Annotated in this window: 23 protein-coding genes and 1 riboswitch; of the genes, 8 read left to right on the forward strand and 15 right to left on the reverse strand. The window is 59.7% G+C overall.

What is annotated here, in order from left to right; all coding sequences use genetic code 11:
* Window positions 1-68 precede the first annotated feature (68 nt).
* Window positions 69-284 (reverse strand): 30S ribosomal protein S21, encoded by a 216-nt coding sequence (gene rpsU, locus AB6V08_RS01240; RefSeq protein ID WP_001144069.1) that lies wholly within the window; start codon window positions 282-284, stop codon window positions 69-71.
* Window positions 285-520: 236 nt separating this feature from the next.
* Here rpsU and tsaD point away from each other — a divergent pair, with 236 nt between their 5' ends.
* Window positions 521-1534, forward strand: a complete 1014-nt coding sequence (tsaD, locus tag AB6V08_RS01245) for a tRNA (adenosine(37)-N6)-threonylcarbamoyltransferase complex transferase subunit TsaD (RefSeq protein WP_368540858.1) — start codon at window positions 521-523, stop codon at window positions 1532-1534.
* Window positions 1535-1555: 21 nt separating this feature from the next.
* On the opposite strand, the gene AB6V08_RS01250 is transcribed toward tsaD, so the two are convergent.
* The gene (locus AB6V08_RS01250; RefSeq protein ID WP_368540859.1) at window positions 1556-2233 is read right to left on the reverse strand and encodes a LuxR C-terminal-related transcriptional regulator; all 678 of its coding nucleotides are present in this window, start codon (window positions 2231-2233) and stop codon (window positions 1556-1558) included.
* Between the two features lie 385 nt (window positions 2234-2618).
* On the opposite strand from AB6V08_RS01250, the gene AB6V08_RS01255 reads away from it, so the two are divergent.
* A complete protein-coding gene (locus tag AB6V08_RS01255; RefSeq protein WP_368540860.1) occupies window positions 2619-4631 on the forward strand; it encodes a S8 family serine peptidase in 2013 nt (670 codons plus the stop codon).
* A 34-nt stretch (window positions 4632-4665) separates the two neighbouring features.
* On the opposite strand, the gene ureG is transcribed toward AB6V08_RS01255, so the two are convergent.
* The 10 genes from ureG to plsY all read right to left on the reverse strand — a co-directional run bounded on the left by ureG (window position 4666) and on the right by plsY (window position 12574).
* A complete protein-coding gene (gene ureG, locus AB6V08_RS01260; protein ID WP_368540861.1) occupies window positions 4666-5283 on the reverse strand; it encodes an urease accessory protein UreG in 618 nt (205 codons plus the stop codon).
* Between the two features lie 9 nt (window positions 5284-5292).
* Complete coding sequence (locus AB6V08_RS01265) at window positions 5293-5967, reverse strand: urease accessory protein UreF (protein WP_368540863.1); 675 nt, start codon at window positions 5965-5967, stop codon at window positions 5293-5295.
* A complete protein-coding gene (locus AB6V08_RS01270) occupies window positions 5967-6506 on the reverse strand; it encodes a HupE/UreJ family protein (protein ID WP_368540864.1) in 540 nt (179 codons plus the stop codon). The genes AB6V08_RS01265 and AB6V08_RS01270 overlap by 1 nt, the downstream gene beginning before the upstream one ends.
* A 9-nt stretch (window positions 6507-6515) precedes the next feature.
* On the reverse strand, window positions 6516-6998 hold the full coding sequence (ureE, locus tag AB6V08_RS01275) for an urease accessory protein UreE (RefSeq protein ID WP_368540865.1): 483 nt from the start codon (window positions 6996-6998) through the stop codon (window positions 6516-6518).
* Between the two features lie 9 nt (window positions 6999-7007).
* Complete coding sequence (ureC, locus tag AB6V08_RS01280) at window positions 7008-8711, reverse strand: urease subunit alpha (RefSeq protein ID WP_368540866.1); 1704 nt, start codon at window positions 8709-8711, stop codon at window positions 7008-7010.
* Window positions 8704-9018: an urease subunit beta gene (locus AB6V08_RS01285; protein WP_368540867.1), complete on the reverse strand. Its 315-nt coding sequence runs from the start codon at window positions 9016-9018 to the stop codon at window positions 8704-8706. The genes ureC and AB6V08_RS01285 overlap by 8 nt, the downstream gene beginning before the upstream one ends.
* A gap of 10 nt (window positions 9019-9028) precedes the next feature.
* Window positions 9029-9331, reverse strand: a complete 303-nt coding sequence (locus AB6V08_RS01290) for an urease subunit gamma (protein WP_181620843.1) — start codon at window positions 9329-9331, stop codon at window positions 9029-9031.
* 10 nt (window positions 9332-9341) lie between these two features.
* Entirely contained in the window at window positions 9342-10169 is an 828-nt protein-coding gene (locus AB6V08_RS01295; RefSeq protein WP_368540868.1) for an urease accessory protein UreD, read from the reverse strand.
* 233 nt (window positions 10170-10402) lie between these two features.
* Entirely contained in the window at window positions 10403-11869 is a 1467-nt protein-coding gene (locus AB6V08_RS01300) for an MFS transporter (RefSeq protein WP_368540869.1), read from the reverse strand.
* A 90-nt stretch (window positions 11870-11959) separates the two neighbouring features.
* Window positions 11960-12574, reverse strand: a complete 615-nt coding sequence (gene plsY, locus AB6V08_RS01305; protein ID WP_368540871.1) for a glycerol-3-phosphate 1-O-acyltransferase PlsY — start codon at window positions 12572-12574, stop codon at window positions 11960-11962.
* A gap of 107 nt (window positions 12575-12681) precedes the next feature.
* Here plsY and folB point away from each other — a divergent pair, with 107 nt between their 5' ends.
* Both folB and bacA read left to right on the forward strand, forming a co-directional pair.
* Complete coding sequence (gene folB / locus AB6V08_RS01310) at window positions 12682-13050, forward strand: bifunctional dihydroneopterin aldolase/7,8-dihydroneopterin epimerase (protein WP_368540872.1); 369 nt, start codon at window positions 12682-12684, stop codon at window positions 13048-13050.
* Between the two features lie 106 nt (window positions 13051-13156).
* A complete protein-coding gene (gene bacA, locus AB6V08_RS01315) occupies window positions 13157-13978 on the forward strand; it encodes an undecaprenyl-diphosphate phosphatase (protein WP_368540873.1) in 822 nt (273 codons plus the stop codon).
* A 13-nt stretch (window positions 13979-13991) separates the two neighbouring features.
* On the opposite strand, the gene AB6V08_RS01320 is transcribed toward bacA, so the two are convergent.
* Complete coding sequence (locus AB6V08_RS01320; RefSeq protein ID WP_368540874.1) at window positions 13992-15233, reverse strand: multifunctional CCA addition/repair protein; 1242 nt, start codon at window positions 15231-15233, stop codon at window positions 13992-13994.
* A gap of 61 nt (window positions 15234-15294) precedes the next feature.
* A complete protein-coding gene (locus AB6V08_RS01325) occupies window positions 15295-15915 on the reverse strand; it encodes a TIGR04211 family SH3 domain-containing protein (protein WP_368540875.1) in 621 nt (206 codons plus the stop codon).
* 237 nt (window positions 15916-16152) lie between these two features.
* Between AB6V08_RS01325 and AB6V08_RS01330 the strand changes: the two genes are divergently transcribed.
* The 3 genes from AB6V08_RS01330 to hldE are packed head-to-tail and all read left to right on the forward strand — an operon-like array spanning window position 16153 to window position 21801.
* The gene (locus AB6V08_RS01330; protein WP_368540876.1) at window positions 16153-17454 is read left to right on the forward strand and encodes an inorganic triphosphatase; all 1302 of its coding nucleotides are present in this window, start codon (window positions 16153-16155) and stop codon (window positions 17452-17454) included.
* 20 nt (window positions 17455-17474) lie between these two features.
* Window positions 17475-20330: a bifunctional [glutamate--ammonia ligase]-adenylyl-L-tyrosine phosphorylase/[glutamate--ammonia-ligase] adenylyltransferase gene (gene glnE, locus AB6V08_RS01335; RefSeq protein ID WP_368540877.1), complete on the forward strand. Its 2856-nt coding sequence runs from the start codon at window positions 17475-17477 to the stop codon at window positions 20328-20330.
* Between the two features lie 40 nt (window positions 20331-20370).
* Window positions 20371-21801 (forward strand): bifunctional D-glycero-beta-D-manno-heptose-7-phosphate kinase/D-glycero-beta-D-manno-heptose 1-phosphate adenylyltransferase HldE, encoded by a 1431-nt coding sequence (gene hldE, locus AB6V08_RS01340; protein ID WP_368540878.1) that lies wholly within the window; start codon window positions 20371-20373, stop codon window positions 21799-21801.
* 96 nt (window positions 21802-21897) lie between these two features.
* Here the strand turns inward: hldE and ubiK are convergent, their stop codons facing one another.
* A complete protein-coding gene (ubiK, locus tag AB6V08_RS01345; protein WP_368540879.1) occupies window positions 21898-22194 on the reverse strand; it encodes a ubiquinone biosynthesis accessory factor UbiK in 297 nt (98 codons plus the stop codon).
* 121 nt (window positions 22195-22315) lie between these two features.
* A riboswitch (FMN riboswitch) is annotated at window positions 22316-22466 on the forward strand.
* 105 nt (window positions 22467-22571) lie between these two features.
* Between ubiK and ribB the strand changes: the two genes are divergently transcribed.
* A complete protein-coding gene (ribB, locus tag AB6V08_RS01350; protein WP_368540881.1) occupies window positions 22572-23225 on the forward strand; it encodes a 3,4-dihydroxy-2-butanone-4-phosphate synthase in 654 nt (217 codons plus the stop codon).
* Window positions 23226-23252 lie beyond the last annotated feature (27 nt).

The raw sequence follows: 23252 nt of genomic DNA on the forward strand, positions 1-23252 counted from the left end.
TCCTTCCGGAAGCACGGCCTTGCGACTACTACTCTGTCTGTCAATTGAGGGCTGTGGCCCTCAACGGATTAGTACAGACGAGTACGGCGTGCGTTTTCGCGAGCCAGTTTCTTCGCGTGACGTTTCACAGCAGAAGCTTTAGCGCGTTTACGTTCAGTCGTTGGTTTTTCATAGAACTCACGACGGCGAACTTCCGCCAGAACACCTGCTTTCTCGCAGGAACGCTTGAAGCGACGCAGTGCTACGTCGAACGGCTCGTTTTCACGTACTTTAATTACCGGCATGTAACTCTCACCTTTAATAAATTCGGTTTGCCGCTGGCATCAACGCCAGCTTATTTCAAAATGGTGCGGAATTTTACTGCAAATGCTGCTGCTTTGTAAAGCACCGATGCGATTTTGAAAGGGACTTTTATAAGGGTGAGAAGTATACACTAGCCTTCTTCCTGGGGCGAACAAAGTTTTACATCAACCCGCATTGGCCCTACACTGCGCGGTATTGAAACGAGGTAAAACAAGTCATGCGTGTACTGGGTATAGAAACATCCTGCGATGAAACCGGCATCGCGATTTACGACGACGAAAAAGGGCTTCTGGCCAACCAACTGTATAGTCAGGTGAAATTGCACGCGGATTACGGCGGCGTTGTGCCTGAACTGGCTTCTCGTGACCACGTGCGTAAAACCGTTCCTCTGATTCAGGCGGCGCTAAAAGAAGCCGGACTGAGCGCAAAAGAGATCGACGCGGTGGCCTATACCGCCGGCCCTGGCCTGGTGGGTGCGCTGCTGGTCGGCGCAACGGTAGGGCGTTCTCTGGCGTTCGCGTGGGATGTTCCGGCTATTCCGGTTCACCATATGGAAGGGCATCTGCTGGCGCCAATGCTGGAAGATAACCCGCCAGAATTCCCGTTCGTGGCGCTGCTGGTGTCGGGCGGTCATACCCAGCTGATCAGCGTGACGGGCATTGGCGAGTACGAACTGCTGGGCGAGTCCATTGACGACGCCGCCGGTGAAGCCTTCGACAAAACCGCCAAGCTGCTGGGCCTGGATTATCCCGGCGGCCCGATGCTCTCGAAAATGGCCTCTCAGGGCACGGAAGGGCGCTTCGTCTTCCCGCGTCCGATGACCGATCGTCCGGGGCTCGATTTCAGCTTCTCCGGCCTGAAGACGTTCGCGGCCAATACTATCCGCAATAACGGCAACGACGACCAGACGCGTGCGGACATCGCCCGCGCGTTTGAAGATGCGGTGGTGGATACGCTGATGATCAAATGCAAGCGCGCGCTGGATCAGACCGGCTTTAAGCGTCTGGTGATGGCGGGCGGCGTAAGCGCGAACCGCACGCTGCGCGCGAAGCTCGCCGAGATGATGCAAAAACGCCGCGGAGAAGTGTTCTACGCTCGCCCGGAATTTTGTACCGACAACGGCGCGATGATCGCCTATGCCGGCATGGTGCGCCTGAACGCGGGCGCAACGGCTGACCTGAGCGTGTCCGTGCGTCCGCGCTGGCCGCTGGCGGAGCTGCCCGCCGCGTAAGCGCTTCGCGAGACCCGGATGTCAGAGTGCGATATCAAACATCCGGGTTCTGGCGAGCAGGCAGTAGAGCTGGCAGTCGTTGGTGACCCCCAGTTTCTCCATCGCCCGGATTTTATGGGCGCTCACCGTCTTAATGCTCAGATGCATTCGCTGCGACACCTCCGTCAGGCTTAACCCTTTGCACAGCAGGCGCAGCACCTCCGTTTCCCGCACCGAGAGCAAATCTTTCTCCCCCTGAAAAAGGGTGCTCATCAGCGTGCGTTCGACGTAGACCTCGCCGTCATAAACGGCCTTTAGCGTCTGGTAAAGGGTCTTCTCGCAGATGCTGCGGCTAAGATAGCCCTTCGCGCCGGCCTCCAGCGCCAGGCGAATCAGCAGCGGATTTTTAAAGGTCGACAGCACAATCACTTTTAGCGCGGGGTAGTGCTGCTTTAGCCATTTGAGCAGCGCCAGCCCGTCGAGGCCGAGCTGCGGCGTCTGGTGACGCTGCGCGGTAAGCGTGTAGCCCAGCAGCAAAATGTCGATGGTCTGTCGTTCAAGGAGCGCAAGCAGATCGGAGGTGGTTGCCGCTTCGCCGCTCAGGGTCAGGGCAAGGCGCTTTTCGGCTCCGTGATCCGTTGATTGCCGCTCCATCATCATGGCGTAGACGCCACGGCGAATCAGCGTGTGCTCATCTGCAATCGCAATGTTTACTGCCATCGATCTTTCTTTTTGCCTCTTGGGTTGGGAACGGCCGCTATTTTATCTCAGGTCTTCATGTCATGGCTGACTGCGAAATATTACTTTTATTATAAATTGCGCTTGCTTTTTAATGCTCATGGCAAAAGTTTTTTTAAATTGACTATTTTTATCCTCGCCAAAGATTGCTTTATTGAATATTTCAGAATGTTTAATTACATAGAAAATTCTTAATTAAGAAAAGAGCGCTCTTATTGGCGGCTGTTTTTTATTTGGTCATGATGAAAAAAGGAACTGAGTTTATTATTTACCTAAAGGAATGTTGGCTAAAATGAAAAAAAGTATTTTATCACTGTTAATTTGTGCTGCCGTATCCTGTGCGGCACATGCTGAAACTACACCGGATGTGCAACTCGCTCAGCAAGGCGTGACCTATACCGCCATTGTGGTGAAGCTGAAACCCAGCAAGCCGCTGCTCAAATCAACCGGTACGGCAACCACCACTACGACTACCGCAACGGCAAAACTGACCCTCAGCGATCCGTCTCTGGTGCCAGAGGCGATGTTCAAGCCTAAGCTGCAAAGTACTCGCACCTCGCAAACCAGCGAGTTTACTGAACTGAATGCGCGCTATGGTTTCGACCGCTACCTGCGCATTGAAATACCGGAAAATAAAAGCACCGACAAAGAGTATATTAATAACGTTATAGCCGAGCTGGAAAGAAATCAAAATGTCGAGGTGGTTTATCCAGAAAGCCTTCCCGTTTCCATGGATGAAATGAGTGAGAGCGATAAACAAGCGCCCGCGCTGTTAAAATCCAGCGTTCAATCTACTGTCGGCGCTTCCGCTATTCCGGATTACCGTTATAAGCAGGACTATTTAAGGTCGCCAACGGAAAAACGTGCGTCCTATTATATGGGGGGCGTCAACCGTGACAGCGTAAACCAGTATCCTGGTAGCGCCGGTGAAGGGGTGACCATTATTTCCATGGAAAACTACATCTGGAATACCAATCACGTTAACCTGCCAAAACCTGCTCTGGTCCAGGGTAACGGTACGTATAACGGTGATCACCATGATACGGCTTCCGTAGGCATTATGGCGGCAACGGACATTGGCACCGGCATGCGCGGTCTGGCCTGGAAAAGCCGGGTAGGTTTCGCCTCGTGGCAGAGTAACAACCTCTACAACATGATCCCGTTGCTGAAAGCGGGCGATGTCGTACAAATGGGGATGCAGACCGGCGGCGGCGAAGTCGCGGGCTGTACAACCAATACCTGCTACGTGCCGCAGGAAAACGTGCAGAGCTACTACGACATCATTAAAGCCCTGACGGATAAAGGCGTTTACGTTATTGAGGCGGCGGGTAACGGTAACGTTAACCTCGACCATCCAGGCTTCAACGGCAAATTCAATGTGCAGACCCGTGATTCCGGGGCCATCATTGCCGGGGCGTTCTGCGCGAAAGAGGGAACCAGGGCATCATTCAGTACCTACGGTTCACGCGTAACCAGCTCCTCATGGGGATGCTTCGACGTGGCCACCACCGGCTACGGCTCGCTTAATAAGGTTGCTAACGCAGAATATACCCACGCCTTCTCCGGCACCTCCGCCTCGAACCCGATTATCGCCGGGGTAGTCGCAAGCCTGTCGGGCATCGCGAAGGCCAACGGCATCACCGTTACGCCGGTACAAATGCGCCAAATCCTGCAGGAGACCGGTACGCCGCTGGCAGAAGGTGATTCGGCAAAAGTGGGTACGCAGCCGGATATGGAGCGTGCGGTGGCGAAAATTCTGGCGCTGAAGAACGGCGGGGAAACCCTGCCAGCGCCAACGGCGGTAGCGGGTGCGGACTACACCATGGTGTCTCCAGCGACCGGCGTCAGCGTTTATCCGCTGGACGGCAGCAAGAGCCTGAACGCTAAATCCTATACCTGGAGCGTCACCAAAGGTTCTGGCACCTTCTTCGTGGAAGAGAAGCTGAACGGCAACCTCGTGAACAGCGTTGACGGCGCGCACGCCTACGCGGTGATCCCGGCGAACACCGAAGGCGAGTCCGTCTACACGCTGACTACCACGGGCGCAGACGGACGTACCGCGCAGGACAGCATGACCATTAAGGTCAGTAAGCCAGCGGTTCCGGCGAAGGACGACACGCCGTCCAAAGATGAAACCCCGGCGAAGGACGACACCCCGTCCAAAGACGAAACGCCAGCGAAGGATGACACGCCGGCGAAAGACACTACGCCTGCGTACAACGCGAAAATCGCCTACCCGACGAAATGCACGAAGGTCGCGCATAACGGCAAAATCTGGTTCAACCAGTGGTATGTGAACCCGGGTCAGGAAGAGCCAGGCAAAGGCGGCACCTGGGGCGCGTGGCGCGAGCAGGGCGCCTCGGGCAACAGCTGCAAATAACCCTCAGGCCTGGCGTAACGCCAGGCCTTTTTCGTTACGCCTTCAGCATCCCTTTATCTTCGAGAAACGCGATGATGTTCGCCAGCCCGTCGCCCGCCTTCAGGTTGGTGAAGGTCCACGGACGCTCGCCGCGCATCCGGTTGGTGTCGCGCTCCATCACCTCAAGGGAGGCACCCACGTAAGGCGCGAGATCGGTTTTATTGATCACCAGGAAATCGGATTTGGTGATCCCCGGCCCGCCCTTGCGCGGGATCTTCTCCCCTTCGGCCACGTCGATCACGTAGATCGTAAGATCCGCGAGCTCAGGGCTAAAGGTCGCGCTCAGGTTATCGCCGCCGCTCTCGACGAAGATCAGATCCAGATTGCCGAACTTCTCGCTCAGCGCTTCCACCGCCGCCAGGTTCATCGACGCATCTTCGCGGATCGCGGTATGCGGACATCCCCCGGTTTCCACGCCGACAATACGCTCCGGCGCCAGCGCGCCCGCTTCGGTCAGGATCCGCTGATCCTCTTTGGTGTAGATATCGTTAGTCACCACCGCCAGATGGTAGGTGTCGCGCATCGCTTTGCAGAGCGCTTCCAGCAGGGCGGTTTTGCCCGATCCGACCGGGCCGCCCACGCCAACGCGCAGGGGATGTTTGTAATCAGCCATGTTGCATCCTCAGGAACGGAATAATCGTGAATATTGTGTTTCGTGTCGGGCAGAGGCGATGGCGGAGAGCGGCGTGGCCGCGCCCAGGTCGTCGTCCTCGCGTAAAAATGCCTGCTCATACCCGGCGGCGAAGCGGTCGCTCAGGGAGATAATCAGCTGCTGCGCCGCCTGCTGCCCGAAGGGGACAAGCTTGACGCCCGCCATTACCGCGCTTTCGATCCAGCTGTAGCCCAGGCTCAGCGCCAGCTCGCGGGCGTCGATGCGCCAGCGCACGCCGAGCCACGCCATGCCGCAGAGCTGGCTTTGTGCCAGCACCGCCAGCCACTCAGCGGGGCAGTCCGGCTGCCAGCTTTTGATCAGCCGCGTGAACGCCGCGGCGCGGTTGCGCTCTTCTTCACGCAGCTCGCGGGTTTCCCGGCAGGCGAGCAGGTAGGCCGTCCAGCGTTTCGCCGCCGCCAGATCCTGCGCCTCGCAGGCCTGATACAGCCGGGCGAACAGCGGCAGATCGACGCAGAAAAAGCTCTGCTCCATCTGCTGGATCTGCCAGCGTTCAAAGGCATCAGCGGTCGGCACCCAGCCCGCCTCGACGGCCCACTCCAGCCCCTGGGACCAGGTAAACGAGCCAATCGGCAGGCTGCTGCTGGAGAGCTGCATCAGGCGCAGCCGCTGGCGGGCGTGCTCCATCAGCTCATCAGCGCCAGCAGGGCGGACGCAATCAGCCCGCCGCCGAAGGTTTTACGCAGGCCGTCGTGACGGCGCAGCAGCAGCCCGGCGGCAAAACTCGCGCACAGCACCGTGGCGCTGGCGAGCATAAAGCCGCTGGTGAACAGCCAGAAGCTGTGGCCGGCCATCTCCACGCCGTGCGCCCAGCCGTGGAACATCGCCAGCGCGGGCACGGCCAGCAGCAGGCGGTTTTCGGTTTTGAACATCATCACGCCGCACACCGCCAGCGAGGCGATAATCAGCATCTCCATGCCGCTAAAGCCGCCGAGCAGGCTGCCCGCGACTGCGCCTGCCAGCATCATGCCGAGGGTGGCAAACGGCAGCAGCAGCCTGCGGCCGCTCAGGGCCGAAAGCACGCCCGCGCCGGTCAGCATCAGCAGATGATCGAGGCCGGTCAGCGGGTGGAAAAAGCCCTCCTGAAAGCTGTCCGCGCCGTGTCCCGGATGGGCCAGCGCAGGAACGGAAAAGGCCAGCAGTAACAGAGGTAAGTACTTACGCATGATTAATCCTTAATGTGAATGAGCGTGAGAATGACTATGGCTATGGCTATGGCTATGACCGTGGGCGTCGCTGGCGTACGCGCCCGCTTCCGGTTCAAACGGCTGGCTGGCGAAGGTCACCTCCAGCCCGAACTGGCGCAGCATGTCATCGAGGACGTGATCGTGGTGATAGCGCAGCTCGCCGGGCATGATTTGCAGCGGCACGTGGCGATTGCCCAGGTGATAGCAGGCGCGGGCGAGCAGGAACGGGTCGGCGCAGCGCACCACCGACACCGACTCCGGCGCGGCGATCACTTCAATCACCTCGCTGCCGTCCTCGGTTGCCAGAAAATCCCCGCCGCGCAGCAGCAGGCCGCGCGGCAGCATCAGCCCCGCTTCCCGGCCGTCGTTAAGCGTGACTCTGGCGCGGCTTTTCACCCGCACGTCGATGGGCAGCGTGACGCTGGTGGTGACGCGGTGCGCATGGTCAAGGCGTTGGGTCAGGGTAATCATCGTCGCTCCTCAAAACAGAAAATAGCGTTGGGCCATCGGCAAAACCTCTGCCGGTTCGCTGGTAATCAGCTTGCCGTCAACGCGCACCTCGTAGGTTTGGGCGTCAACGGTGATGTTCGGCTGCAGGCCGTTGTGGATCATGTCGGCCTTCTTCACGCTGCGGCAGCCCTTCACCACGGCGGTGGCGCTTTGCAGGTTAAGCTGCGCGGCCAGTCCAGCTGATGCGGCAGCCTGAGAAAGAAAGGTCAGCCGCGTGGCGTGACGCGCCGCTCCCAGGGTGCCAAACATCGGGCGGTAGTGGACTGGCTGCGGCGTGGGAATGGAGGCGTTGATGTCGCCCATCGGCGCGCAGGCGATCATCCCGCCCTTCACGATGGTGGCAGGCTTCACGCCGAAGAACGCCGGGGACCAGACCACCAGATCCGCCAGTTTTCCCGCCTCAACGGAGCCCACCTCGTGGGCGATGCCGTGGGTCAGCGCCGGGTTGATGGTGTACTTAGCGACGTAGCGCTTAACGCGGAAGTTGTCGTTATCCCCGGACTCTTCCGCAAGCTGGCCGCGCTGCACCTTCATGCGGTGCGCCACCTGCCAGGTGCGGACAATCACTTCCCCCACGCGGCCCATCGCCTGGGAATCTGACGACGTGAGCGAGAACGCGCCGATATCGTGCAGCACGTCTTCGGCGGCGATGGTTTCCCGGCGGATGCGCGATTCGGCAAAGGCCACGTCCTCGGCGATGTCTGGGTCGAGGTGATGGCAGACCATCAGCATGTCGAGATGCTCGTCGATGGTGTTGACCGTGTAGGGCAGCGTCGGGTTAGTGGAAGAGGGGAGAATATTGGGGTGCGCGCAGGCGGTGATGATATCCGGCGCGTGCCCGCCGCCCGCCCCTTCGGTGTGGAAGGTGTGGATGGTGCGCCCGCCGATGGCGGCCAGGGTGTCTTCCACAAAGCCGGATTCGTTCAGGGTATCGCTGTGCAGCGCCACCTGAATGTCCATCTCTTCAGCGACCGTCAGGGAGCAGTCGATGGCCGCAGGCGTTGCGCCCCAGTCTTCGTGGATTTTCAGCCCGATGGCCCCCGCGGCGATTTGCTCGCGCAGGGCGTCCGGGTTCGACGCGTTTCCCTTGCCCAGCAGGCCGATGTTGACCGGCAGGGCGTCGGCGGCCTGCAGCATCCGGGCGATATACCACGGCCCCGGCGTGCAGGTGGTGGCGTTGGTGCCCGCCGCTGGCCCCGTTCCGCCGCCGATCATGGTCGTCACGCCGGAAACCAGCGCCTCTTCCGCCTGCTGCGGGCAGATCCAGTGAATGTGGGTGTCGATCCCCCCGGCGGTGACGATCTTGCCTTCGGCGGCGATCACCTCGGTGGCGGCACCGATCGGAATGGTTACGCCGGGCTGAATGTCCGGGTTCCCGGCTTTTCCCACCGCGAAGATCCGGCCATCTTTCACCCCGATATCCGCCTTCACGATCCCCCAGTGATCGACAATCAGCGCGTTGGTAAGCACCAGATCCACGCACTCCAGGGACGTCATCTGCCCCTGGCCCATGCCGTCGCGGATCACCTTCCCGCCGCCGAATTTGACCTCTTCACCGTAAATAGTCAGGTCGTCTTCCACCTCGATCCACAGGTCGGTATCGGCCAGCCGCACCCGGTCGCCGGTGGTCGGGCCGAACATGTCGGCGTACGCCTGGCGTGAAATGTCAGCCATTTTTCACCTCTCCCATCACGTCCCCGCGAAAACCGACAATGCGCTGCGCGCCCGCAACCTGAACCAGCACGACCTCGCGCTTCTGGCCGGGTTCAAAGCGCACGGCGGTGCCTGCCGGAATGTTCAGCCGGTAGCCTTTGGTGGTTTCCCGGTCGAACTTCAGCGCCGGGTTCACCTCGTAAAAGTGGTAATGGGATCCCACCTGAATTGGCCTGTCGCCGTGGTTTTCGACGACAACGCGCCGGGTTTCGCGCCCGACGTTAAGGGCGATGCTTCCGGGTTGGATCTGGTATTCGCCTGGGATCATCCGCGGCTCCTTACACGATCGGGTTGTGAACGGTGACGAGCTTGGAGCCGTCCGGGAAGGTGGCTTCCACCTGGATATCCGGGATCATCTCCGGCACGCCCTCCATCACCTGCGCGCGCGTCAGGACGTGGCGGCCCGCCTCCATCAGGGCGGCAACGGTTTCGCCGTCGCGCGCGCCTTCCATAATGAAGGCGCTGATCAGGGCGACCGATTCCGGGTAGTTGAGCTTCACGCCGCGCGCCAGGCGGCGTTCCGCAACCAGCGCGGCGGTGAATAACAGCAGCTTGTCTTTTTCTCTGGGGGTCAGTTCCATAACGTTTCTCTTATGTCTGCCAGATGCGGGGCGAACAGGCGGTTTTAGGGGTTAAAAGCGGACGAAGCGACTGCCAGATATCGCGCATCGCCCGCTGGCAAATCAGGTTGTCGTGCGAGAGAAAGCGCACCGACAGCAGGCCGTCGGTGAGCGTGGCGCCCGCAAAATGTTCAAAAGCGGAGAGCCGCTCGCGCACGTCTTCCAGCAGCGCGTCGCTGGCGGGGTGGAACAGCAGCGTGCCTTCCCACGGATGGCCCGCCACGGACGACAGATCCCCGCCGGACAGGTGCTGGCGTTCGATCAGCAGCGGCTCGCCCTCGCGCCAGACCTCAAGGCGGCTTTCCAGCGCGCCGTGGCTGAAGGTTTCGTTAATCACCGGGCGCCCGAGGCAATAGAGCTCCCAGGCCAGCAGCGTGCTGGTGGCCTGTAAATGAAAAACGGATCGCAGACGGGCGTTCGCGCCGGGAAAGAAGATCGTGTCCTGCGGGAGCCACTCCAGCGTGGCGTTCCCGGCAAGGTAAAAATGCTGGTTCAGGCAGGCCCGCGGGCCGCTGCTGCGGTAGAACTTGCTGGCGCCGGGCATGGTGATCAGCGCGTGGCTTCCGGCGTCCAGACGCACGGTGATATCCAGCGTATCGCCGCCAACAATGCCGCCGGGAGGATGCAGCAGGTAGAGATGGCAGGTTTCGCCCTCAGGGTAAAACGGACGCTGAACGGTGAGCGGCCCGACGTGACGGGCGGAGTGCAGGAGGGTTTTCTCAGGGGTGTGACAAAACTGCAGGGCAAGCGACGCCTGCCAGCCTTTATACGGTTTATCAGTGACCTGAGCTGCTAACATGCTGCATCCATCTGCGCATCATCGGGGTCGTTTCAGTATGCCCTGGCAGAATTGAAGGCTGTCATATGAGTCGCTTATGGATAAAAAAACCGGCTCATGCGAGCCGGTTTCAGACTGTTGATCATCGCCCGATGGCGCGACGCTTGCGCGGGCCTGCAAGAGAATGCGAAATGTAGGCCGGGTAAGCGCAGCGCCACCCGGCAAGAAAGGCGATGAAGCCAGTAATGACGGGACTAGCGGTAATCCTCCGCATCCACGTCATACCCGGACGGCTCCCAGCGGATCGCCAGCAGCGAGGCCAGGCCGATAAACGGCGCCAGGGCAATCACCCAGAATACGGCGGTGTCGAGGGACGCGACCAGCAGCGGGAACAGGAACAGCGACAGCGTGGAGCTGCTGCGCATCAGCGTCTGGTTGAGGCCGACGCCGACGCCGCGCAGCGAGGTCGGGTAGCTTAGCGAGGCAAACGTCATGGTATGCGCCCCCGGGCCAAAGCCCTGGCCGAACAGGAACAGCGCCAGCATGCCGACGGCAACCACCCCTTCCGCTGCGCCTTCAGGCCGTCCTACCATCGCCAGCCCGAGCAGCGCGACCAGCTGGCAGGCATAGCCCGCAAGCGACATTCTCCAGGCGCCGAAGCGCGGCACGAAGCGTACCGCCAGCAGTCCGCCGACGAAGGCAAACAGCAGGTTAAGCGCCAGGGAGATCAGAATGGTGGTGAGCATCGACTGAACGAAGAAGCTGGAGATGATCACCGGCAGACCAAACGCCACGGCGTTATAGGCGAAAGAGGAGACAATGGACAGCAGCGTGGCGAGCGTCGTGCGGCGTAAGTAGATGCCGCGAAACAGGTTCAGGTAGTTTGACCATTTCGCTTTATTGACGACGGGCGCGGGCTGGTCGAGCGCGTCCTGCGGCACGTGGGCGTTGATGTTATACGACTGGCGCAGGATCGAAGCCGCCTCTTTCAGGTTACCCTGATTCGCCGCCCAGACCGGCGATTCGCTCATATAGCGGCTGCGGATGGCGATAATCACCAGCGCCGGCACCGCGCCAAAGCCGAGGATCAGGCGCCACAGCCAGTCGCTGTGGCTTTCGGGCAGTACGGCGTAGAAGAAGAGCACCAGCAGGTACGAGATGCTAATAGCGGCATACCAGGTGGGGCACCACATCGCGACGCTGGAGGCCTTGTTCCCCGGTCCCTTGAGTCTGGCAAACTCGCTCAAAAACGCCATCGCCACCGGAAGGTCGATCCCCACGCCAAGCCCCATCACGAAGCGGGCACCCGCCAGCACGTATTCGTTAGGCGCCAGCGCGCAGGCGATGGCGGCCACCACGAAGAAAAGCATGTCGGCCATAAAGACGCGGTAGCGGCCAATTTTGTCCGTGAGATATCCGCCGAGCAGCGCCCCGACGATGGCCCCGAAGGTAATGGCCGAGGCCACCATGCCGGTGCCTGCCGGACTCAGGTTAAATTCGCGGGTAATGTCTTTAATGCCGAACGCCAGCGCGCCCAGATCGTAGGCATCAAGGAAAATACCGCCCAGCGCGATACCGATAACGATGCGGGCATTCGCCCGACCCTGTGAACCGTGATTGACCAGCCGCGAAACGTCAGCGGCGCTGCGCACCCACTGGACGTCGCCATCCGCTGAACGCGGTGATGTTGAAAGGGGAGTGGTGTCTGCGATTTCTGCCATTTTCTTCTGATGTGGTTGTGTTGTGTCTCTAACAGTTACCACAGGCTGAAGGTGACCTAAATCACATTTGGCTATAAGGCATAACCAACCTTACGGCGCGTCTTTTTTCTTCCTCTTGAGCTTCGTCCAGATTTTCGTTTCCTGACGACGCCACAGCCGCTGAATATTATCGTGATGGCGCAGCAGGATCAGGCAGGAGAGCATCGATACCGGGAAGGTGAACTGCGGTTTGAACCACCAGACGTAGAACGGCGCAATCAGCGCGCTGACGATAGCGCCCAGCGACGAGTAGCCGCTCAGAAGAATAGTCAGTAGCCAGGTGCCGGCCATCACGCCGGTGAGATCCCAGCCGATAGGCGCGATGGCACCAAAGGCGGTGGCGACGCCTTTTCCGCCTTTAAAGCCAAAAAATACGGGCCAGATGTGGCCGACGCAGGCGGCGATGGCGATAAGCCCGAGCCAGAACGGCGTAACGCCCAGCGCGTAGGCGCCCCAGACGGGTAACATCCCTTTCAGAACGTCAAAAATCAAAACCGCTACGGCTGCTCCCTTGCCGCCAATTCGTAGTACATTGGTCGCCCCGGGATTCCCGGAGCCGCTGACGCGTGGGTCAGGCAACCCGGCGATGCGGCAGACCAGAATGGCGCTGGAGATTGAGCCGCAAAGGTAGGCGAGGAGGATCATTCCAGGCGCGATTGCACTCATAACGCTGTTCCGTTGTGAAAATGTATCTGTATTCTCAGCATCTGTGGATAATACGCATAATTCGCCGGAAGTGGTATCCGGTTTAGCCAAAAAGCAGGCAGGTCGTGATGGATATTGTATTTATAGAGCAACTTTCGGTAATCACCACTATTGGTGTTTACGACTGGGAACAGACCATCGAGCAGAAGCTGGTGTTCGATATCGAAATGGGCTGGGATAACCGCAAGTCAGCGAAAAGCGATGACGTGAAAGACTGTCTGAGCTATGCCGATATCAGCGACGCGGTGGTCGGTCACGTTGAAGGGCAGCGTTTCGCGCTGGTGGAGCGCGTGGCGGAAGAGGTGGCAGACCTGCTGCTGACAAAATTCAATTCGCCGTGGGTGCGCATCAAACTGAGCAAACCGGGTGCGGTGGCGCGGGCGGCAAACGTCGGCGTGATTATCGAGCGTAGCCATAATCTGAAAGGAAACATTTAACGTCATAATAGCTAAACCAATTTCGGATATACCGGTCTTAAAGCTGTATCTTTCACGGGTGCCTTAGCGGCACGCCGTTTTTTTATATCTTTTTAGGGGTTTATAGATGAGCGATATGCACTCGCTGCTGGTGGCGGCAATACTGGGTGTGGTCGAAGGATTGACGGAGTTTCTGCCGGTTTCCAGTACTGGCCATATGATTATCGTGGGCCATCTTCTGGGTTTTGAAGGGGATACGGCAAAGACGTTTGAAGTCGTTATTCAGCTGGGTTCCATTCTGGCCGTGGTGGTGATGTTCTGGCGTCGTCTGTTTGGCCTGATTGGCATCCACTTTGGTCGTCCGCCGCAGCACGAAGGCTTAGGCAAAGGCCGCCTGTCGCTGATCCATATCCTGCTGGGGATGATCCCGGCGGTGGTGCTGGGGCTGGTGTTCCACGACACCATCAAATCGCTCTTTAACCCGATTAACGTCATGTACGCGCTGGTGGTCGGCGGTTTCCTGCTGATTGCCGCAGAAGTGCTGAAGCCAAAAACGCCCCGTGCCGAGGGCCTGGACGATATGACCTACCGCCAGGCGTTTATCATTGGCTGCTTCCAGTGTCTGGCGCTGTGGCCGGGCTTCTCCCGCTCCGGGGCGACCATTTCAGGTGGGATGCTGATGGGCGTGAGCCGCTATGCGGCGTCCGAGTTTTCGTTCCTGCTGGCGGTGCCGATGATGATGGGCGCAACGGCGCTCGACGTGTATAAAAGCATTGGTTTCCTGACCGCGGGCGACATTCCGATGTTCGCCGTGGGCTTTGTTACCGCCTTTATCGTGGCGCTGATTGCGATCAAAACCTTCCTGCAGCTGATTAAGCGTATCTCGTTTATTCCGTTCGCCATCTACCGCTTTATCGTGGCGGCCGCGGTTTACGTGGTCTTCTTCTGATGACCGATGGCCCTCAGTCTTTCGGCTGAGGGCAACGCGTTTCCTTCCACGCCGCAACGGCATCCACCCGTCGTTTCGTCATCTCTTCTCTGATTGCCGGCCCTTTAAATCCCGCCTCGACGACGTCCTTCGTGGGCACCGCTTTCGCCACTTCCCAGGCCTCGCGCAGCAAACGCCCCTGCGGGTAATCGCTGGCTTCAAACCCGGTGCGCCCGCGCACGTCGGCTTCGCTGGTGAGCGCGATTTGCTCCACGCGCTGCGGTTTGCGCCAGGCGTCGATATTGTCGAATAGCTTCACGACGGTGGTCGGTTTGAGGATCGGGAAGGTGTGGATAAGGTCGTGGAATTCCGCCACCAGTTTCGCCAGGTCGCGGATCTCATTGGGCACGCGCAGGCGCTGGCACAGCCCTTCAACCAGCTTCACGCCCGCCGGGCCGTGGCCGTGGTGGCGAGGCCATAGCGCTTTTGGCGTTAAGCCTTTGCCGAGATCGTGGCACAGCGTTGCGAAACGCACGTCCACCTCAGGGCTCAGCATCGCCGCCATGCTCAGCGTCATTAAGGTATGCACGCCGGTGTCAATTTCCGGGTGCCACTTCGCCGGAGCGGGCACGCCGAACAGGGCGTCCACTTCAGGGAACAGCACTTTCAGGGCGCCGCAGTCGCGCAGCACCTGGAAAAAGACCTGCGGATTGCAGGTGGTGAGGGCGTTTTCGGTCTCTTTCCACACGCGCTCGGGCGTCAGGTGCTCCAGCTCGCCTGCGTCCGTCATGGCGGTCATGAGCGCCATGGTTTCGTCGGCAATGCGGAAGCTCAGATGGGCGTAGCGCGCGGCAAATCGCGCCACGCGCAGGACGCGCAGCGGATCTTCAGAAAACGCGGGGGAAACGTGGCGCAAAATGCGGTTACGCAGATCGTCTTGGCCGCCGTATGCGTCGATGATAGTGCCCTGGTCGTCCTGCGCCAGGGCGTTAATCGTCAGATCGCGGCGGAGAAGATCCTGCTCGAGCGTCACGTCCGGCGCGGCGTAGCAGGTAAAGCCGGTATAGCCGGAGCCGGATTTCCGCTCGGTGCGCGCCAGGGCGTACTCTTCGCGGCTTTGCGGATGAAGAAATACGGGAAAATCGCGGCCTACCTGCTGGTAGCCCGCGTCGAGCATCTCTTCTGGCGTGGCGCCGACCACAACCCAGTCTTTATCTTTGACCGGCAGACCTAACAACGCATCACGAACCGCACCACCGACCAGATAACTCTTCACGCACCACACTCCCGTTTTCTCTTTTCGCAAGATAGTACGTAAGTCTGGCACCGATGACGAATTAATTCATCCAGCGGTCTTTGCGCTTGCGGCTTGGGATGATGAACGGCAGAACCAGACCCATGATCAGACCCGCGCCCAGCACGCCGCCGCCGTACACCAGCCACTGCATAATGATGGTGCGCTGTTTGTCATCGAGCTGCAGATTGGCGGCATTCACCTTCTTCTGCGCGACAATCAGTTCGTTTTTCAGCTTCTGATTTTCTTCTTTCAGGCCGCTGATCACGCTGTCGCTCTGCGCCACTTTCTGCTGCATTTCTGCGGTGCGCTGGTTCCAGGTGCCGTCGATGTTGTTCAGCTTGTCGGTCAGGGTTTTAACCTGGTTTTCCAGATCCGGCACGCGGGTGCGCAGGCTTGGCACGTTGCTCAGCTCTTTCAGCGGGATCCAGGAAGTACGGCCGGTGCTGTCGCGCACCTGGCCGTAGTTGGTGTCAGAGTTGGTCTGTAACAAGACCACTTCCTCGCCGGCATTTACCGTACCCACGAGGCGATAATTGTCTCCGGGGCCGCTGCGTACCCAGGTATTCAGTTCGTCAGAAACGTAGCGTTTCTCTTCAGCGTGGACCGCTGTCGCGGCGCTAAAAGCAAGGAAAGTGAGTCCAATCAGGCGTAATTTAAGCATATCAGTCGTTATTTTCATAAAAAGTGGAACGATAGTAGTGGTATCAGTGTCTCTACGCAAAGGATTCATCATCAATCGGAATCATCTGTGTCCTGATAATCACTGCTTCAAACTTTTACGCCCGTCAAATTGCTCATTGCGTGGCAATTTGGCGCAAAATACTATGTACTGACAAGAAAGTGGCGAGTTAGTTCGCCTTAATTGTTTCCGCTGTGACGCAACCGTAAGTACAAGGCTATGGCTCAAGAGATCGAATTAAAATTTATCGTCGAAAAAGACAGCGTTGACGCCCTGCGTCAGCACCTGCATCAGCTATCCGGTGAGCATGCTGCGCCGGAACAACTGCTCAACATCTATTACGAAACGCCGGACAGCTGGCTGCGTCGTCACGACATGGGGCTGCGTATTCGCGGGGCGAGCGGTCGTTACGAAATGACGATGAAAATCGCAGGCCGCGTGGTGGGCGGGCTGCACCAGCGCCCGGAATACAATATCGACATCGCCAAACCTGAGCTTGAGCTGGAACGTTTTCCCGCAGAAGTCTGGCCCGAAGGCAAGCTGCCAGAGTCACTGAGCGAGCAGGTTCAGCCGCTGTTCAGCACCGATTTCCTGCGCGAGAAATGGCTGGTCAACGAAGGCAAAAGCCGCATTGAGATCGCCCTGGATTTGGGCGAAGTGAAGGCGGGTGAGCACCAGGAGCCGATTTGCGAGCTGGAGCTTGAGCTGCTCGACGGCGAGGCTGAGGATGTGCTGAAGCTGGCGCGTAAGCTGGTGAACCAGTCCGGTTTGCGTCAGGGCAGCCTGAGCAAGGCCGCGCGCGGGTATCATCTTGCCGCCGGGAATGCGCCGCGCGTGCTGAAGGAGACCGCCATTCTGCGCGTTGCGCCGAAGGCCAGCGTTGAGCAGGGTCTGGAGGCCTCTCTGGAGCTTGCGCTTTCCCAGTGGCAGTACCACGAGGAGCTGTGGGCGCGCGGCGTGAAAAACGCCAAAGCCAGCGTGCTGGCGGCGATTGGCCTGGTGCGCCATACCTTAGCGCTGTTCGGCGGCATTGTTCCGCGTAAAGCGAGCACTCACTTACGTGATCTGCTGGTGCAGACCGAAACGCTGATGACCTCCGACGTTTCTGCCCAGACCGCGATCTACAGCCCGCAGTCCGCGACGGCAAAGCTGGCGCTGACCGAGTTTCTGCTGACCCGCGCCTGGCGTTCATTCCTCGATGCGAAAGCCCAGACCAAAATCGGCGAGTCGTTCAAACGCTTCTCCGATATCCACCTTTCCCGCCACGCCGCCGAGCTGAAGACCACCTTCGCGTATCCGCTGGGCGACCAGTATGGCGACCAGCTCCCTCGTCTGGCGCGCAATATCGACAGCATGTTGCTGCTGTCCGGCGCCTACGACGGCGTGAAGGCCCAGGCCTGGCTGGAGAACTGGCAGGGGCTGAAACATGCCATCGAAACCCGCCAGCACATTGAAATCGAGCATTTCCGTAACGAGGCCATTTCGCAGGAGCCGTTCTGGCTGCACAGCGGAAAACGTTAATTCTGGCAAGGAACCCTACAATGCCGCTCTCTTTGCAGTTACAGCAGCAGTGGCAGACCGTTTGCGAACGTCTGCCTGAGTCATTACCGGCGTCATCCTTAAGCGAGCAGGCGAAAAGCGTGCTCACTTTCAGCGATTTTGTGCAGGAAAGCGTAACGGCGAACCCTGACTGGCTGGCGGAGCTGGAAAGTTCCCCACCGCAGGCTGATGAGTGGCGGCATTACGCCAGCTGGCTGCAGGCCGCGCTTGCCGGGGTGACCGACGAAGCCGCGCTGATGCGCGAGCTGCGCCAGTTCCGCCGCCGGGTCATGGTGCGCATTGCCTGGGCGCAGGCGCTGGAGCTGGTCAGCGAAGAGAGCACCCTGCAACAGCTGAGCGAGCTGGCGCAGACGCTGATTGTCGCCGCGCGGGACTGGCTCTACGACGCCTGCTGTAAAGAGTGGGGCACGCCGTGCAGCGAGGAGGGGGTTCCGCAGCCGCTGCTGATCCTCGGCATGGGCAAGCTGGGCGGCGGGGAGCTCAATTTCTCCTCGGATATCGATCTGATTTTTGCCTGGCCGGAAAAAGGCTCAACCCGCGGCGGCCGTCGCGAGCTGGATAACGCCCAGTTCTTTACCCGTCTGGGCCAGCGGCTGATTAAAGCGCTGGATCAGCCGACGCAGGACGGCTTTGTCTATCGCGTGGATATGCGCCTGCGTCCGTTTGGCGACAGCGGCCCGCTGGTGCTGAGCTTTGCCGCGCTGGAAGATTATTACCAGGAGCAGGGGCGCGACTGGGAGCGCTACGCGATGGTCAAGGCGAGGATCATGGGTGACGGCGATGACGCCTACGCCAACGAGCTGCGCGCCATGCTGCGTCCGTTTGTTTTCCGTCGCTATATCGACTTCAGCGTGATCCAGTCCCTGCGCAACATGAAAGGGATGATTGCCCGCGAGGTGCGCCGCCGTGGCCTGAAGGACAACATCAAGCTCGGCGCGGGCGGCATTCGCGAAATTGAATTTATCGTTCAGGTTTTCCAGCTGATCCGCGGCGGGCGCGAGCCGTCGTTGCAGTCCCGGTCGCTGCTGCCGACGCTGGGCGCCATCGAGCAGCTTAATCTGCTGCCCGGGCAGGATGCGCAGACGCTGCGCAGCGCCTATCTGTTCCTGCGTCGCCTGGAAAACCTGCTGCAAAGCATTAATGACGAACAAACCCAGACCCTGCCGGGGGACGACCTCAACCGCGCCCGCCTGGCGTGGGGAATGCGAGTCGATGACTGGGCGGCGCTGACCGACCGGCTTGACGCCCACATGGCGGGCGTGCGGCGCATCTTTAACGACCTGATTGGCGACGACGAGAGCGAATCCCAGGACGATAACCTGTCTGAACACTGGCGCGAGCTGTGGCAGGACGCGCTGCAGGAAGACGACACCACGCCGGTGCTGGCGCATCTGAGCGACGACGATCGCCATCGCGTGGTGGCGCTGATTGCCGATTTCCGCCTGGAGCTGAACAAGCGCGCCATCGGCCCGCGCGGTCGTCAGGTGCTGGATCACCTGATGCCGCATCTGCTGAGCGACGTCTGCTCCCGCGCGGATGCCCCGGTGCCCCTGTCGCGCATGATGCCGCTGCTGAGCGGCATTATTACGCGCACCACCTACCTTGAGCTGCTGAGCGAGTTCCCCGGCGCGCTCAAGCACCTGATTACGCTCTGCGCCGCCTCGCCGATGGTGGCCAACAAGCTGGCGCGCTACCCGCTGCTGCTGGACGAACTCCTCGACCCGAACACACTCTACCAGCCCACGGCGACGGACGCCTACCGCGACGAGCTGCGCCAGTACCTGCTGCGCGTGCCGGAAGAGGACGAAGAGCAGCAGCTGGAGGCGTTGCGCCAGTTTAAGCAGGCGCAGATGCTGCGCGTGGCGGCGGCAGATATCGCCGGAACGCTGCCGGTGATGAAAGTGAGCGATCACTTAACCTGGCTGGCGGAAGCGATTATCGACGCGGTAGTGCAGCAGGCGTGGATGCAGATGGTGGCGCGCTACGGGCAGCCAAAGCATCTGGCCGACCGCGAAGGCCGCGGTTTTGCGGTGGTGGGCTACGGCAAGCTTGGCGGCTGGGAGCTGGGCTACAGCTCGGATCTCGATTTGATTTTCCTCCACGACTGCCCGGTAGACGTGATGACCGACGGCGAGCGTGAAATCGACGGGCGCCAGTTCTACCTGCGCCTGGCGCAGCGCATTATGCACCTGTTCAGCACCCGCACCTCGTCGGGCATTTTGTACGAGGTGGATGCGCGTCTGCGTCCGTCCGGCGCCGCGGGCATGCTGGTGACCTCCACGGAATCCTTCGCGGATTACCAGAAGAACGAGGCCTGGACGTGGGAGCATCAGGCGCTGGTGCGCGCTCGCGTGGTCTACGGCGATCCGCAGCTCAACGTGCAGTTCGACGCGATCCGGCGCGACGTGATGACCACCCTGCGCGACGGCGTTACGCTGCAAACGGAAGTGCGTGAAATGCGCGAGAAAATGCGCGCGCACCTGGGCAACAAGCATCGCGATCGCTTTGATATCAAAGCCGACGAGGGCGGGATTACCGATATCGAGTTTATTACCCAGTATCTGGTGCTGCGCCACGCCCACGACAAGCCGAAGCTGACCCGCTGGTCTGATAACGTGCGCATTCTGGAACTGCTGGCGCAAAACGACATCATGGACGAGCAGGAAGCGATGGCGCTGACCCGGGCCTATACCACGCTGCGCGACGAGCTGCATCATCTGGCGTTGCAGGAACAGCCGGGCCACGTGGCGCTGGACTGTTTCACCCAGGAACGCGCTCAGGTCACCGCCAGCTGGCAGAAGTGGCTGGTGGAACCGTGCGTAACAAAACAAGTGTGATATTATCGCGCGCAAATTGTGAATCTTTCTGGAGTCAGGAATGAAAGTAACACTGCCAGAGTTTGAACGTGCTGGAGTTATGGTTGTCGGTGATGTGATGCTGGATCGCTACTGGTATGGGCCGACCAGCCGCATCTCCCCGGAAGCACCTGTCCCGGTGGTTAAGGTCGACACCATTGAAGAGCGTCCTGGCGGCGCGGCAAACGTGGCGATGAACATTGCCTCCCTGGGCGCGCATTCGCGTCTGGTGGGCCTGACCGGTATCGACGATGCGGCGCGCGCGCTGAGCAAGTCATTAGCGGACGTGAACGTGAAGTGCGACTTCGTTTCTGTTCCGACACACCCGACCATCACCAAACTGCGCGTGCTCTCCCGCAACCAGCAGCTGATTCGCCTCGACTTTGAAGAAGGTTTTGAGGGCGTCGATCCCGAGCCGCTGCACGAGCGCATCAATCAGGCGCTGGGCAACATCGGCGCGCTGGTGCTTTCCGACTACGCCAAAGGCGCGCTGGCAAGCGTTCAGCAGATGATCCAGCTGGCGCGTAAAGCCAACGTGCCGGTCCTGATTGACCCGAAAGGCACCGACTTTGAGCGCTACCGCGGCGCAACGCTGCTGACGCCAAACCTCTCTGAGTTTGAAGCGGTGGCGGGCAAGTGCAAAACCGAAGCGGAAATCGTTGAGCGCGGCATGAAAATCATCGCTGATTTTGAGCTGTCCGCACTGCTGGTGACCCGTTCCGAGCAGGGCATGACCCTGATCCAGCCGGGTAAAGCCCCGCTGCATATGCCGACCCAGGCGCAGGAAGTGTATGACGTGACCGGTGCGGGTGACACGGTTATCGGCGTGCTGGCGGCAACGCTGGCGGCGGGAAATTCCCTCGAAGAAGCGTGCTACTTCGCGAACGCGGCGGCGGGCGTGGTGGTTGGTAAGCTGGGGACGTCCACCGTTTCGCCAATCGAGCTGGAAAACGCGGTGCGCGGTCGTGCCGACACCGGTTTTGGCGTCATGACCGAAGACGAGCTTAAAGCGGCCGTCGCTGCCGCGCGCAAGCGTGGTGAGAAAGTGGTGATGACCAACGGCGTGTTCGACATTCTGCACGCCGGGCATGTCTCTTATCTGGCGAACGCGCGCAAGCTGGGCGACCGCCTGATTGTGGCGGTGAACAGCGATGCGTCCACTAAGCGCCTGAAAGGCGAAACGCGCCCGGTGAACCCGCTTGAGCAGCGCATGATCGTGCTCGGCGCGCTGGAGGCGGTGGATTGGGTTGTGTCGTTTGAAGAAGACACGCCGCAGCGTTTAATCGCGGGTATCCTGCCGGATCTGCTGGTAAAAGGCGGCGATTACAAGCCGGAGCAAATCGCGGGCAGCGAAGAGGTTTGGGCCAACGGCGGCGAAGTGATGGTGCTCAATTTTGAGGACGGGTGTTCAACCACCAACATCATTAAGAAGATCCAGAAAGACAGTCAGTAATCCGTGCGGGCTGATGCCCTCACCCCAACCCTCTCCCACAGGGAGAGGGAGCAAACCAAAAAAAACGGCAACCGAGGTTGCCGTTTTGCATTGATTTTAGGCCTGGTCATCCACCGGTGGAATAGCCGGAGCAGGTTTCACCTCTTCCGGCGCACTGCGGTTTTCCAGCTCGTTCAGACGCTGTTCCAGCAGCGCCAGCTTTTCGCGGGTGCGCAGCAGTACCTGCGTCTGCACGTCAAACTCTTCACGGCTCACCAGATCAAGACGAACCAGCTGTGCCTGCAGCGTCTGGCGGATTTTCTTTTCAACGTCATCACCAAACTCACGAATGCCTTTCGGCATGGACTCATGAACCTGACGCGCGATTTGCTCAATTTTCTTCGGGTCAATCATTGTGGTTTCCCTTGATCAAACGGTGTTAAAGACCATTGTAGCGCGTCATGCCGCAGGATAAACCAATATTGTTTGAAGCTTATGCATTGCCCAGGTTAATCAATAGCGTTATAGTTATCCCGCTTATTCTCAGGGCGGGGCGAAATTCCCCACCGGCGGTAAATCAGCGTCATGCTGAAAGCCCGCGAGCGCTTTGGGTAACCACTCAAAGGTCAGCAGATCCGGTGTAATTCCGGGGCCGACGGTTAGAGTCCGGATGGGAGAGAGTAACGATCCAGTCGGGCACGGCCCGCTCACGTTATCTTTTTGCCGCTTATACGGCGCTCCTAAGACTGCCCTGATTCTGGTAACCATAATTTTAATGAGGTTTTTTTACCATGAATCAGACGCTACTTTCCTCTTTTGGCACTTCAACTCAACGTGTTGAACATGCACTGGATGCACTGCGCGAAGGCCGCGGTGTGATGGTGCTTGACGATGAAAACCGTGAAAACGAAGGCGACATGATTTTCGCCGCCGAGAACATGACCGTTGAACAGATGGCGCTGACCATCCGTCACGGCAGCGGCATCGTATGCTTGTGTATCAACGAAGACCGTCGCAAGCAGCTCGATCTGCCGATGATGGTTGAGAACAACACCAGCGCCTTCGGTACGGGCTTTACCGTCACCATCGAAGCCGCGCACGGCGTGACTACCGGTGTGTCTGCGGCTGACCGCCTGACCACCGTTCGCGCGGCGATTGCCGATGATGCGAAACCTGCCGATCTGCACCGTCCTGGCCACGTCTTCCCACTGCGCGCGCAGGCGGGCGGCGTGTTGACGCGCGGCGGCCACACCGAAGCGACCATCGATCTGGTCACTCTGGCTGGCTTCAAGCCCGCTGGCGTTCTGTGCGAACTGACCAACGATGACGGAACAATGGCGCGTGCGCCGGAGTGCGTCACCTTTGCGCGTCTGCACAACATGCCGGTGGTGACTATCGAAGATCTGATTGAATACCGCCAGGCGCACGAGCGCAAAGCCAGCTGAAAGGGCTGACGTATAAAAAAAGCCGGG

The organism is Enterobacter soli, from assembly GCF_964208575.1.
GTDB lineage: Bacteria > Pseudomonadota > Gammaproteobacteria > Enterobacterales > Enterobacteriaceae > Enterobacter > Enterobacter soli_A.